The 12,731-nt window shown below is 73.9% G+C and carries 11 protein-coding genes, 1 pseudogene and 1 riboswitch; of the genes and pseudogenes, 4 read left to right on the top strand and 8 right to left on the bottom strand.

What is annotated here, in order from left to right; genetic code table 11:
• Positions 1 to 5 precede the first annotated feature (5 nt).
• A pseudogene (locus tag ACFVYI_RS36150) lies at positions 6 to 778 on the bottom strand (helix-turn-helix domain-containing protein).
• A 778-nt stretch (positions 779 to 1,556) separates the two neighbouring features.
• Here ACFVYI_RS36150 and ACFVYI_RS36145 point away from each other — a divergent pair.
• From ACFVYI_RS36145 to ACFVYI_RS36135, 3 genes are all read left to right on the top strand, one after another.
• Positions 1,557 to 1,748, top strand: a complete 192-nt coding sequence (locus ACFVYI_RS36145) for a hypothetical protein (RefSeq protein ID WP_387893480.1) — start codon at positions 1,557 to 1,559, stop codon at positions 1,746 to 1,748.
• Positions 1,745 to 1,900 carry a hypothetical protein gene (locus tag ACFVYI_RS36140; protein WP_387893479.1) on the top strand — a complete coding sequence of 52 codons (156 nt, stop codon included), beginning with the start codon at positions 1,745 to 1,747 and terminating at the stop codon, positions 1,898 to 1,900. The genes ACFVYI_RS36145 and ACFVYI_RS36140 overlap by 4 nt, the downstream gene beginning before the upstream one ends.
• 166 nt (positions 1,901 to 2,066) lie before the next feature.
• Positions 2,067 to 2,477 (top strand): hypothetical protein, encoded by a 411-nt coding sequence (locus ACFVYI_RS36135; RefSeq protein WP_387893478.1) that lies wholly within the window; start codon positions 2,067 to 2,069, stop codon positions 2,475 to 2,477.
• Between the two features lie 80 nt (positions 2,478 to 2,557).
• Here the strand turns inward: ACFVYI_RS36135 and ACFVYI_RS36130 are convergent, their stop codons facing one another.
• From ACFVYI_RS36130 to ACFVYI_RS36100, 7 genes are all read right to left on the bottom strand, one after another.
• Positions 2,558 to 3,553 (bottom strand): RICIN domain-containing protein, encoded by a 996-nt coding sequence (locus tag ACFVYI_RS36130; RefSeq protein ID WP_387893476.1) that lies wholly within the window; start codon positions 3,551 to 3,553, stop codon positions 2,558 to 2,560.
• A 190-nt stretch (positions 3,554 to 3,743) separates the two neighbouring features.
• Positions 3,744 to 4,652, bottom strand: a complete 909-nt coding sequence (locus ACFVYI_RS36125) for an ECF transporter S component (protein ID WP_387893475.1) — start codon at positions 4,650 to 4,652, stop codon at positions 3,744 to 3,746.
• Positions 4,649 to 6,259: an ABC transporter ATP-binding protein gene (locus ACFVYI_RS36120; protein WP_387893474.1), complete on the bottom strand. Its 1,611-nt coding sequence runs from the start codon at positions 6,257 to 6,259 to the stop codon at positions 4,649 to 4,651. Before ACFVYI_RS36120 ends, ACFVYI_RS36125 begins: the two co-directional genes overlap by 4 nt.
• A complete protein-coding gene (locus tag ACFVYI_RS36115) occupies positions 6,256 to 7,386 on the bottom strand; it encodes an energy-coupling factor transporter transmembrane protein EcfT (RefSeq protein WP_387893473.1) in 1,131 nt (376 codons plus the stop codon). The genes ACFVYI_RS36120 and ACFVYI_RS36115 overlap by 4 nt, the downstream gene beginning before the upstream one ends.
• A 434-nt stretch (positions 7,387 to 7,820) precedes the next feature.
• A complete protein-coding gene (locus tag ACFVYI_RS36110) occupies positions 7,821 to 8,639 on the bottom strand; it encodes an SCO2322 family protein (protein ID WP_387893471.1) in 819 nt (272 codons plus the stop codon).
• A gap of 59 nt (positions 8,640 to 8,698) precedes the next feature.
• Positions 8,699 to 9,988 (bottom strand): prenyltransferase/squalene oxidase repeat-containing protein, encoded by a 1,290-nt coding sequence (locus ACFVYI_RS36105; protein ID WP_387893470.1) that lies wholly within the window; start codon positions 9,986 to 9,988, stop codon positions 8,699 to 8,701.
• Between the two features lie 109 nt (positions 9,989 to 10,097).
• Positions 10,098 to 10,174, bottom strand: a riboswitch (cobalamin riboswitch).
• Between the two features lie 290 nt (positions 10,175 to 10,464).
• Positions 10,465 to 11,097, bottom strand: a complete 633-nt coding sequence (locus ACFVYI_RS36100; RefSeq protein ID WP_387893468.1) for a TetR family transcriptional regulator — start codon at positions 11,095 to 11,097, stop codon at positions 10,465 to 10,467.
• A gap of 236 nt (positions 11,098 to 11,333) precedes the next feature.
• On the opposite strand from ACFVYI_RS36100, the gene ACFVYI_RS36095 reads away from it, so the two are divergent.
• The gene (locus tag ACFVYI_RS36095) at positions 11,334 to 12,644 is read left to right on the top strand and encodes a glycosyltransferase family 4 protein (RefSeq protein ID WP_387893466.1); all 1,311 of its coding nucleotides are present in this window, start codon (positions 11,334 to 11,336) and stop codon (positions 12,642 to 12,644) included.
• Positions 12,645 to 12,731 lie beyond the last annotated feature (87 nt).

The following is a 12,731-nucleotide window of genomic DNA, read 5'->3' as shown; positions in this document are numbered from 1 at the left end:
CAGACTCAGGGCTGACGCTCAGCCTCCGGTGCAGGCGGCACTGCGCTGTACCTGCGCAGCACTTCGTCAGCTGTCGACCGGTCCAGCAGCCTCAGCTCCCAGGGGCCCGTGTTGACATCGAACTCCTTCCCGAATCCCACCCACTTTCCCGACATGCGCCGGCCGGTGGGGTCCACGAGAAGTTGAATCGCGCCGTGGTAGCGGGCCCCCTGGTAGTAGCCGTCCTCCGCCGTCTGTTCGGTCCACGTGCCCGTGACGACGTTGCGGTCCACGGTGAGGTCGAGCGTCAGCGGAGAGCCGGGGTTGGACGAGGCCCCCGGGAGCGACTCCGCGACAATGCGGTTGCCGTGGTGCGTCAGTACGACGTGGTGCAGCCCGGAGTACGTGTTCTCACGGCTGCTGCTGAAGAACTCGTAGTGACTCACCCACACGCCGCTGTAGTCGTCGCCTGATGCGGCGGGAACAGGCTGCGTGGATGGGATTGAGCGGCGAGCGGTCATGTCGTGCCCTCCGGTTCCGTCGCTCGCGACATGAGGCGGCAGGATGGACTGGAACCCCAGGCGGTCCGAGGGGACTTGAGTCACGACTTCCAATGCCCGAAGGTACACGGGGCGCGGTGTGCGGACCTCCCCCGACTCCAGCGCCGCACGAGCCGCTTGTTCGCGTCATTGGGCTCACCCAGGGCATCGCCCGCATCCCGCAGACGACGGGCGAACTCGTCCTGACTGAGGCGCAGGCCGCTGCGCACGGCGCGGAATGCCTCGTTCGGTGTCGTCATGTCTCCAAATGTAGGACGTGACGCGGCCATATGACACCGAAATGACGCCTTGCAACTGGCCGGAGTGACGCCGCGGTGACGTTACGTAGCCACAGTTCGGCGGAGGAGGATTTGTCCTGCCCATCCAGGACCACTCGGACCGGGAGGGGGTGACCCGTGGCGTCATTGCCCGCGCACATCGGCCCCGGGGGACCCATTGCTCGCTCAATGGCCGGCTTCGAGAAGCCGCCGCCCGCAGGGAGCTCCCTGAGCGACTACCTGGCCGCCAAAGCGAACGCAAAGACCCCGAGCGCCGCCGAGGTGCTGAGCAAGGCCGCGATCCTTGCGCATTGCGCGTGCGGTGCCTGCGAGTCGCGGAGAGCGCTGGAGGCGGCGACGGAGTGAGTGCGGCCGACAAGTTGGAGCCCGTGGATCCGTGGGACCGCCTCCTCCAAACTCCCCGTCACGGGCTGGCGCGGGCTGTCAGGCTCGGTCTGGACGTGCAGCGGGCCAGCAGTGAACCGCCTCCGGTCCGACCTGCCAGAGGGCTGTTCAAGTTCCTGAATTGGACCCTCCGGATCGACCTCGCGTGCGACCGGCCGCCGGCGCTGCACCGCTACCGGTGTGCCGGGGAGTACGAGGGCGGTCGACCGTGCGGAGCGGAGGGGCTCCTGGTTGCGGACTTCGATACGGCGCAGCGCTGGCCCGCCGCACACCTGCGCGAGCATCAGGGCCACCGGAGCTACGGACACGTCGTGGTGACGCCATGGGTGATGGAGCCCGAGGGGGAGCCGAACTGATGGCTATCGCACACCACCGGGCGAGCCACCTGTTCCACGATGCCTTGCCCGTGCCGGATCCGGTCACGGGGTGCGCCGAGTGCGCGCGGCTCACGACGCTGGCCCGCACGGCCGAGGACACCTTCGACCGTTCGGCAGCCGTGGATGTCCGCGTACGGATGCGTCGTCACCACGGACAGGCCCATCCGTGACGGACGACGGCATGGACGGCTCCCGGGACGTTGTCGAGCGGCGTCGTCAGGGGATCCGGGATCTGCGGCGACTCACGTCCGCCTTCGCAGTGTCCCTGGCGGGGCTCGTGGTCGTCACCGCGATGCTGCTGCTCTGTCTGCCGGGCAACTGACCGCTTGCACCCGAGAGGCGTGACCTTCACTCGGGGTCATGTCAGGACTGAATCCGTAGGAGGGAACACGCATGGGGAAGCACGGCGGAGGATCGGGCGACGACGGGAAGCCGAGGACGGCCGGTCGGCCAGCGGCCCGTTCGTCGAGGACGTGTCGTTCATGTGGGTGCGCGACCAGCGACCCGAGAGCGGCGAGTTCGACATCGAGGACGTGCGGTACGGCGCCTCCGGCATCGACTCCGTCGAGGTGGCCGAGCAGTCGCACGCCGCCTTCGCCGTCGGCCTGCGGGTGCCGGACCTGTTCCGACAGGAGGTGTGGGCCGGCTACGACCGGTTCGGCACGGGCCGCTTCGAGGTCTGGGACGGGGTGTCGTACGCCCATTGCCGCCTTGCCGATTGGGAGGGCGGGCACGCGGTGTCGCAATCCGGCCCACGTTCCCTGTGGGACGAGGTGACTGCTGCTCACACCTGGTGGGTCCGCGAGGGCAGGCCGGAGCTCACGCGGTTCGGCATGACCGTGACCGCCGTCGGGGAGCACCGTCCGTGGCTGGACAGCCCGGAGTACCTCATCGGATAACCCCGAGTCGAGTCGGTCGGCTGACCCCGCCCGCCCTTCGCGGGCCGGCGAAAGGCGGGCGGGGGTCGAGCCCAGTCATGTCACAGGGTGTCTCGGACCTTGATGTAGCCGTCCTCGACGAGGAACTGCTGGTTGGGGTTGCCCGCCCCGCAGCGGTAGATGAAGGCGTTGTCGCCGCTGTTGCGGGTGTTGCCGATGTCCAGGCACATCTCGTGGGCCGTGCCGAGTGTCGACTCCAGGACGAACGCCCCTCGGCGCAGCTGCCAGGTCTGGTTGGCGGTGCCCTCGGGCGTGTCCTCGCACGCCCAGATGCGCACGTTGTCGCCGTCGAAGCCGGTGTTGTCGGCGTCCAGGCACATCTCCGGGCTGCTGCCGACGGTGTCGGCGACCTTGACCCGGCCTTCGTCGAGGACGAAGCGCTGGTTGGTGTGGTCGAGGCACCGCCAGATCCTGGCGTTGTCGGCGTTGAAGCGGGTGTTGCCGATGTCCAGGCACATCCCGGTCGGCACCCGGGGCGGGGTGGCGACGTTCAGGGTGCCGTCGGCGATCGTGTACTCCGTCCCGTTGTTCGGGTCGCGGTACCGGAAGCTGCCGTTGCCGCGCGGGAGCGTGGTGTCGGCGGGTGCGCCGGCGTCCACGGTGACCTGTGGGGAGAAGCGGAAGTAGCCGTTGGACGGCCAGCTGCTCCTGCCGCCGTTGAGTCCGTAACCCTCGCAGGTGAGCGTCCGGTTGGCGTTGCCGAGTGCGCAGTTCCGCAGGCCCACGTTGTTGCCGGTCCAGGCCGAGCCGTTGCCGCTGTACTCGGTGGGGACGGTGCTCTGCGGGGCGAAGGTGGTGTTGCCCGGCGCGGTGAACACGGCTGTCATGCCGGAGGGGGGAAGGAGGCCGGGGCCGCCGGTGTTCTGGTACGTCCACGGCACCGCCGCCGTTCCGCCGGGAGCGATCGTCACGGTGGTCGGTGCGTCCCGTCCGACGAAGGTCACGGCGGCGGCCGGTGAGACGAACGCGCCGGCGAGCGTCAGGGCTGTGACGGCCACGGTGGCCGTACGGGCAAGGCCTCGCTTGAGGGAACTCACGAACTCGACTCCACTTCCTGGAAGGCGCGGTGGGTGTGCGGTCGAGATCTTTGTGTACGGACGGAGGGCGGAGGGCGGAGGTCACGCCCGGCGCCGCGCGGTTCACCCGGAAGGGGGGAGTTCACCGCAGGGTCCGCCGCCGCATGGTCCATGCCCGGCGCCCCCGGAGCCGTCCCGGGGGCACGCCGGGTCAGCTCTTCGGCGGGTTGAACTCCACCGGGGCGGCGAAGGCCGCGCGGCGGGTGGCGCGGCGCAGGGCGCGCAGGACGGTGGCGCCCAGCGTCAGGCAGAGGACGACGGTGAGGGCCGCCCGGGGGAGGTCCCAACCGAGGGAGGTGGTGAGGCAGTAGGCGGCGAAGCGGACCAGGTTGGCGCTCACCTCGTCCCCAGGGACGAAGGAGATCGAGCCGGAGAGGCCGGCGATGTAGGGCCAGCCCTGGAGGTTCATGATCGTGCCGTAGAGCAGTGAGGCGACGGCGCCGTAGCCGGCGAGCAGCACGAGTTCGCGGCGTCCGCGCAGGGTGGCCGCGCCCGGGAGCAGGCCCGCGCCCAGGCAGACCCAGCCCATGGCGAGCATCTGGAACGGCAGCCAGGGGCCGACCCCGCCGGTCAGCAGCGCGGAGGCGAACATCGAGAGCGAGCCGAGGACGAAGCCGAAGCCCGGGCCGAGGACCCGCCCGGCGAGCACCATCAGGAAGAACATCGGCTCCAACCCGGCCGTGCCCGCGCCGAGCGGGCGCAGCGCCGCGCCCGCGGCGGCCAGCACGCCGAGCAGGGCGACCGCCTTGGCGTCAAGACCGGGTGCGCCGCCACCGGCCGTCCGGCCCTCGGAGATCTGGGCGATCACCACGGCGAGCAGGAGGGGGAGGAGCAGGGCGAACAGCCAGGGGGCGTCGGTGGAGTGGCCGACCAGGGCGGACCTGGTCGAGGCCAGCAGTGGCCAGCCGAACGCGGCCACGCCGACGCACGAGGTGAGCAGCAGGGTCGCGATCGAGCGGCGGCCGAGGGACACCGGGCGGCCGAGGGGCCCCGGCCGGCTGGGGGATCCCGGGCGGCCCAGGGAGAAGGGGCCGCTTCTCTGTCGCGGGGCGCGGTTCATCCGGCGCTCCCGTCGAGAGCCCGTTCGACCTGGTGGACGGTGAGCCAGGGCCCGGGCGCGAGGATCTTGGAGACCTGCGGGGCGAAGGTGGGGGAGGAGACCACCACCTCCGGGGTCGGGCCGTCCGCGACGACCTGGCCGTCGGCCAGGATCACCGTGCGGTGGGCGAGTTCGGCGGCGAGCTCGACGTCGTGGGTGGCGAGCAGGACGGCGTGCCCCTCGGCGGCGAGCGCGCGCAGGATCTCCACCAGGCGGGCCTTGGCGGCGTAGTCCAGGCCGCGGGTGGGTTCGTCGAGCAGCACCAGCGGCGGCCGGGCGCTGAGCACCACGGCCAGTGCCAGGGTGAGCCGCTGGCCCTCGGAGAGGTCGCGGGGGTGGGTGGCCCCGGCGATGCCGGGCAGGAGCCGCTCCACCAGGGCGCGGCAGGTGCCGGGTTCGGCGCCCGCGTCGCCGTCGGCGGCGGCGCACTCGGCGGTGACGCTCTCCCCGTACAGCAGGTCGCGCGGGTCCTGCGGGACGAGGCCGACCTGGCGGATCAGCTCGGCGGGCCGGGTGCGGTGCGGGGTCCGCCCGCCGACCCGGACGCTGCCGGCGGCGGGCGCGTGCAGGCCGACCATGGCGCCGAGCAGGGTGGACTTGCCGGCGCCGTTGCGGCCCATCAGCGCCGTGATCTCGCCGGGGTGCAGGGCGAGGTCCACGCCGCGCAGGGCCGGGACGGGCCCGCGCTTCACGGCGAGGCGTTCGGTGGTGGCGATCGGGGCGCCGGTGGTGCTCGGGGTGGCGGGGGGACGCAGGCCGTCCAGTCGGGCGCGCAGCGGGGCGGCCTTGCGGCGGGCGTCGCGCACGGAGAGCGGCAGCGGCCGCCAGTCGGCGAGCCGCCCGAGTCCGACCACGGGCGGATGGACCGGCGAGTGCGCCATCACCTCGGCCGGCTCGCCCAGGACCGGCGGCGCGCCGGGCGTCAGCAGCAGGACCTGGTCGGCGTACTGGACGACCCGCTCCAGCCGGTGCTCCGCCATCAGTACGGTGGTGCCCAGGTCGTGGACCAGGCGTTGCAGGACGGCCAGCACCTCCTCGGCGGCGCCCGGGTCGAGTGCCGAGGTGGGCTCGTCCAGGACGAGCACGCGCGGGTGGACGGTGAGCACGGAGCCGATGGCGACGCGCTGTTGCTGGCCGCCGGAGAGCGAGCCGAGCGCGCGGTCCCGCAGGTCGGCGAGGCCGAGCAGGTCGAGGGTCTCCTCGACCCGGCGCCGCATCACGTCCGGCGCCAGGCCCAGCGACTCCATGCCGTAGGCGAGTTCGTCCTCGACCGTGTCGGTGACGAAGTGGGCGAGCGGGTCCTGCCCCACGGTGCCGACCAGGTCGGCGAGCTCGCGCGGGCGGTGCTCCCGGGTGTCGCGCCCGCCGACGGTGACCCGACCGTGCAGCACACCGCCGGTGAAGTGCGGGACGAGGCCGCTGACGGTGCCGAGCAGGGTGGACTTGCCGGAGCCGGACGGGCCCACCAGCAGGCAGAGCTCTCCCTCGGGGACGGTCAGGTCGACGCCGCTGAGCGCCGGGGCCTCGGTGTCGGCGTACTGGACGGAGACCTGCTCGAAGGTGATCACGAGGCCCTCCGGGGCGGGTGCGGGGTGGCGAACGCCGGTACCAGGCCGACCAGTACGGCGAGGACGGCGGTCAGCGGCAGGGCGGGGGCGGTCGGCGGGACGACGGTCGGGGCGAAGGCGGCGGGATCGCGGGCGGAGAGCCAGATCGTCAACGCGGCCACGGCGGCGCCCGATCCGGCGGTCAGCCACTCGGGCAGGGCCCACGGGTCGGGGCGGTAGCGCGTCCGGGGGGAGCGTCGGCCGCCGAGCAGCAGGCCGGCGAAGGCCGCGGCCAGGCCGAGCAGCAGGAGGGGCAGCGCCCAGCCGGCGCCGCCCGCGGTGAGCAGCCCGTACGCGGCGAGGCAGATCCCGAGCAGGCCGGCCAGGGTGAGCGCCGCGGTGGTGCGGGCGAGGCGCGGCGGGACATCGGTGGTGCGGCCGAAGCCGCGGGTGTCCATCGCGGCGGCGAGCGCCACCGAACGCTCCAACGCGCCCTCCAGGACGGGCAGCCCGACGCTCAGCACGGCGGCCACGCCCCGGTCGGTGCGCCCGCGCAGACGGCGGGCGGCGCGCAGCCGCTGCACGTCGGCGACCAGGTTGGGCGCGAAGGTCATCGCCACCACCACGGCCACGCCCGCCTCGTAGAGCGCGCCGGGCAGCGCGCGCAGCAGGCGGGTCGGACTGGCGAGGGCGTTCGCGGCGCCGACGCAGACCAGCAGGGTGGCCAGCCGCAGCCCGTCGTAGAACGCGGCGAGCACGCCCTCGACGGTGACCCGGCCGCCGATCCGTACGCCCTGGGCCCAGGCGGGCAGCGGCACTTCGGGCAGGGTGAAGAGGACGTGGGTGCCGGGGATCGGGGAACCGAGCAGGACCGCGAAGACCAGGCGGATGCCGAGCACCAGCAGGCCGAGGCGGAGGAACGCGCCGTACGAGCGTGACCAGGGCGCGTCCCCGCGGCGGGCGGCGACGACGTAGCCGGCGACGGCGGCGAGCAGGAGCAGCAGCAACGGGTTGGTGGTGCGGGTCGCCGCCGCGCCGAGGCCGAGTGCCCACAGCCACCAGGCCCCGGGGTGCAGCTGGCGGGGGCCGAGCGGGGGGCGGCGGGAACGCGGGGTTCGGGGCGGGCTGGCGGCGCGGGGTGTGGTCACGGGGAGGGGGATCCAGGTCGGGGCGGGCGAGGGTGGGCCGGGCGGGCTGAGTTGGGGCCGGGCGGGGGTGGGGCGGGGGCCCGGTCGGATTGGGGGTGGCGCGGGTCGAGAGGTGTGGAGCTGGTGGTGGGGAGTGGGAAGTCGGGTGGGCCGACTTCCTGCTCCCGGTGTTCCTTCGGGGCTGTTCCTGTTGCTGTTCCTGCTCTGGGTGGCGCGTTGTCTGTAGACCGGTCGGTATAAGTAGACCGGTCGGTATAGAGGGACAGTTCGTATGTAGACCGGTCGGTATAGAGAGCTTGGCCCTTCGACGGACCGGGGCTATCAGTGGTGCTGTCGGCGGGTTCGTGCATGGGCCGCGGGTGGGACTGTGGACCGGGCTCCGAATATGCAGACCGGTCTACATAGGTGGATCGGTCTACATATTCGGCCTGAACTTAGCGGCGACGGCGCGCCTGCCAGATCGCGCCGCCGGCCAGGACGGCGACCAGGGCGCCCCCCGCGATCAGTCCGATGTCGGGGCCGCTGCTGTGGTTGCCGTCGTCGGCCCCGGTCGTGGCCGGCCGGTTGGCCGCGCCGAGCTGGTCGCCGCAGCCCGCCCGCGGGTAGCCGGCGATGGCGCAGAGCAGCCCGTTGGTGTCGTACCGCAAGGGTGGGGCGACGGCTGCCAGCACCTCGGCCGAGTTGGCATTGCCCGGCACGACCGCGCAGGCGGTGCGGGGCTCGGGCGGGGTCTCGCCGGGCGAGTCCGCGGCGGTGCCGAAGTCCAGGACCACGGCGACGCGTTTGCGCCCCGGCTGTTCGGCGGTACCGCCGCAGATGGCGGCGAAGTCCCCGGCGGGGCCGGGCCGCGCGGCGTCCTGGCCGCCGTCGGGGCTGACGGCGAAGCGCCAGCCGTCCACGCCGCCGTCCTGCGGCACGTACACGGCCGGGCCCTGCTGCTGGTAGGCCCAGGCGCCGTCGGACCACTTCCAGAACGACCAGTACCGGTACCCGGCGGCCTGTGCGGGCGCCGCTCCGAGCACCAGCAGGATCAACACCCCGGCGATCAGTCCGGCGACGAACCGGGCGGCCGCGGCCAGCGCCCGCCGGCGCCGCTGGGGGTCGGCACAGAGACGACCGGCCGAGCGGGCACGACGGGTGGTGCCGCCCGCCGCCCCACTGGTCGCCGCCCTACCAGTCGCCCCACCGCTCGCCGCCCCACTGCGGCGAGGCGCGGCGACGTCGGTCGCGCCCGGCCCGGTGGGCACCGGCACGCCCGCGTCCGCGGACCCGCCGGCGCCCGCCGACCCGCCCCGGGGGGTGCCGGGACCGGTCACCGCTTCTGGCCCCGCTTCTGGCCCTGCGCCTGGCCCCGCTTGCGCTGCAGGCTCAGAACCAGGCCACCGCCGACGCCGATCAGCAGACCGATGCCGATCGGCCACCACTGGCTGAGGCCGTCGTCCTTCTTCTTCTCGGCCGGTGCCGTGGAGGCGGTGGCGGAGGCCGGGGCGGTCGCCTTGGGCGCCGGGCCGAGCGCGGTCAGCTGCGCGACCAGGTCGCCGCCGAACGTGGCGGGGTCGCGCTGGGCGGCCTGGGCGACCAGCAGCAGGGTGGCGGTGGCGGAGGCGTCGGTGCCGCCCTTGGTCCAGGTGCCGCCCTCCTTGGCCAGCCAGTCCACCGCGCCGGCGGCCTGCTGCGGGTGGCCGCCCTGGATCAGGCCGAGCGCGGCCCAGGCGGTGGCGGTGTAGTCGGGGGTGGGGGTGGCGCCGGGCATGTTCAGGGTCAGGTGCTGGCCGCCGGCCGCGAGCTGGGCGGTCAGGTAGGCGCCGGCTGCCTCGGCGGAGTCGGCGCGCGGCACGAGCGGCTCCGTGGAGCCGTTCGCGCAGGGCAGCGCCTTGGGCGCGGCATCCGTCCGGTTGGTGTTCGTCACCGGCAGCTTCCCGCCCGCCGCGGCGAGCGAGGCCTGGGCGCTGGCCAGGGCGTTCGGGGCGAGCGCGCCGGCCGGGTCCGGCTGGTAGGCGAAGGCCCCGCGCTGGTCGGCGGGGGCGGCGCAGCCGAGCTGGAAGAGCGCCAGCCCGTCGAAGGCGCTGCGGCCCGACTTGGCCACGCCCGCCGGGTCCAGCTTGGCGGCGAGCAGGGCGTTCACGGCCAGGCCGGTGGAGTTGGCGTCACCGGGGCTGCCGGGGTTGTAGGCCCAGCTCCCGTCCGCGTTCTGGTTGGCCTTGAGCCACTGGACGCCCTTGTCGACGGTGTCCTGGTGGCCGCCGAGCGCGACCAGGGCCTGGACGGCGACGGCGGTCGCGTTGCTGTCCTCGGTCTTGGCGTCGCAGGCGGCCGAGGCGTCCGCGCGGTAGGACGGCCAGCCGCCGTCCGCGCACTGCTGGCCGGTGAGCCAGGAGACGGCGGAGTCGGCCGGGGTCACCTTGGCGCCCGCCAGCGCGGTGAGGGCGAGGGACTGACGCCACACGCCGTCGTACGTCGGGTCGCCCTTGCCGTAGAGGCCCTCGGGGACGGGCGCGGTGGCGCCGGTCGAGGGACTGTCGGCGAGGGCCGGTGCGGCGGCGGCGCCGGCCAGCAGGGCGGCGGACAGGGCGGCGGCGCCCAGGCGGGCGGCGGTGAGCATGGTGGGGATGAGCCTTTCGATGAGCGGTGTGGTGGCCCGGGTGAGCCGTTCCGTAGACCTCGACGGTGCCGGGTACGGGTGTGCCCGGTCAGGCCGCTCGCCTCGCCCCGGGCATTCCGACTGCCCCGGCCGTCCAGCGCCGGGCTCACGGTTGCGGGTCAGTGCCGGATTCGCACCGGCTTTCCCCGGAGGAGAAGCGGGATGGAGTTGTCCTGCCCGTCGACTTTAGCCGCCGCGACTCTAGCCGCCGTGACTTCGGCCGCCACGCCCGAGCCACCGGTACCCGAGCCACCGCACCCCGGCCACCGCACCCGCGAGCCGCCGGTACCCGAGCCGCCGGTACCCGAGCCGCCAGGCCCGAGCCGCCGGTACCCCAGCCACCGCACCCGAGGCACCGGGACACGGCACGCCGCCGAGAACGCGGGCGCAACCGAGAACAGGTTCCACTTCACCTCCGGTCCCGGCCGGGTGCGCGCTCAGGGCAGGGTGAGCAGCCGCGCGGCGGTGTGCAGGTCGGCGCGGACCTCGGCGATCGAGGCGCGCCCGGAGAGCCAGGAGACCAGGGCCGAGTGCCAGGTGTGCTCGATCACCCGGACGGCGGCACGCTGGTTGTCGGTCGGCGGCCCGGACTGGCCGAGCGCGTCCAGGATCAGCTGCCCGGTGGCGATGCTCACCTGGTCCACCTCGGCGCTGACCGAGCGGTCCGCGAACGAGAGCGCACGGACCATCGCCTCGGCCAGCAGCGGCTCGCGCTGGAGCGCGTGGAACGCCCGGGTGAGCGTCTCGGCGACCCTCGAAGCCTCGTCCCGTTCGGCCGGCGGGTGCCGCCGGACCTGCTCCTGGAGGCCCTGCAACTGCTCCAGCATGACCGCGACCAGCAGATGGACCTTGGAGGGGAAGTACCGGTACAGGGTGCCGAGCGCGACCTGCGCGCCCTCCGCGACCTCCCGCATCTGCACGGCCTCGTACCCGCCGCGGGCGGCCAGCCCGGTGGCGGCCCGCAGGATCCGCCGCCGCCGTTCGGCCTGGCGGGCGGTCAGCGGAGGGTCGGCGGGCTGCCCGGCGGAGCCTGGGGCGGCGGCGGGCACGGAGGTGGCGGGCGGTGGCAAGGGTGCTCCCGGGGCGCGAGAGTGACGGGGGTGCTCCGGCTGGTCCGGCCGGTGCTCCGGCAGGTGGTCCCGGCGTGGCGTGAATCACCAGCCCTGGCACCTGAGGAGTCGCTACGGGCCGGTATCTTCGAGGTCTCTCATTGTTCACATGGTCACTGGCGAACTCCACACCACACTGAAACCTGATCTACTTTAGCGACCGGCAGCACAGACTTCAGCAAGGACAGGAGCCGTCGATGACCGCGCAGCCGCTGCGGATTGCCCTGCTGTCGTACCGCGGCGACCCGTTCTGCGGCGGCCAGGGCGTCTACGTACGGCACCTCTCCCGCGAGTTGGCCCGCCTGGGCCACCACGTGGACGTCATCGGCTCCCAGCCGTACCCGGTGCTGGACGAGGTCGAGGGCCCCGGCTCGGTCCGCCTGGTCGAGCTGCCCAGCCTGGACCTCTACCGCGCCGACGACCCGTTCCGCACCCCGGGGCTGGCCGAGTACCGGGGCCCGGTGGACGTGCTGGAGGTCGCCACCATGCGCACCGGCGGCTTCCCCGAGCCGCTGACGTTCTCGCTCCGCGCCCGCCGGTACCTCGCCCTGCACAAGGGCCGCTACGACGTGGTGCACGACAACCAGACCCTCGGGTACGGCCTGCTCGGCCTCGCGCGGCACGGCTTCCCGCTGGTCACCACGATCCACCACCCGATCACCGTGGACCGGCAGCTGGAACTGGACGCCGCCCCGAGCCTGGGCCGCCGCCTCTCGCTGCGCCGCTGGTACGCCTTCACCCGGATGCAGCGCCGGGTGGCCGCCCGGCTGGACCACATCATCACCGTCTCCGGCACCTCGAAGCGTGAGATCGCCGAGCACCTGGGCACCGCGCCGGGCGCGATCTCGGTGGTGCCGATCGGTGCCGACACCCGGCTCTGGTCGCCGTCCGACCGCGTGGCCCGGGTGCCCGGTCGGATCGTCACCACCTCCAGCGCCGACGTCCCGCTCAAGGGTCTGGTCCACCTGGTCGAGGCACTGGCCAAGGTTCGCACCGAGCGGGACGCGCACCTGGTCGTGGTCGGCAAGCCGCAGAAGGAGCACGGGCCGGTCGCCGAGGCCGTGCGCCGGTTCGGCCTGGAGCAGTTCATCGAGTTCCGCCACGGCCTGACCGACGACGAGCTGGTCGACCTGTACCGCTCGGCCGAGGTGGCCTGCGTGCCGTCGCTGTACGAGGGCTTCTCGCTGCCCGCCGCCGAGGCGATGGCCACCGGCACCCCGCTGGTGGCCACCACCGGCGGGGCGATCCCCGAGGTGGCCGGGCCGGACGGCGAGACCTGTCTCGCGGTGCCGCCGGGTGACGCGGGCGCTCTGGCCGCGGCGCTGGGCCGGTTGCTGGACGATCCGCGGCTGCGCGGCACGCTCGGTGAGGCCGGGCGCGAGCGGGTGCTCGCACGGTTCACCTGGGAGCGGGCCGCCGCCCTGACCGCCGACAGCTACCGGGCGGCGATCGCCACCGGAGTCGGGCGGCGGGCCCGGTCCGGCCCGGGCTGGCGGTACGTGGCCTGACGGGTCGTCGGACCCGTCCTGGTCGGACCTGCCCGCGGGTGGATCCGACGCTTCTCGGACTCCGCCGGCCCGGTCGGGTCCGGCTCG

Source organism: Kitasatospora sp. NPDC058218 (assembly GCF_042882445.1).
GTDB lineage: Bacteria > Actinomycetota > Actinomycetes > Streptomycetales > Streptomycetaceae > Kitasatospora.
This window is presented reverse-complemented; position numbering and strand designations above follow the sequence as displayed.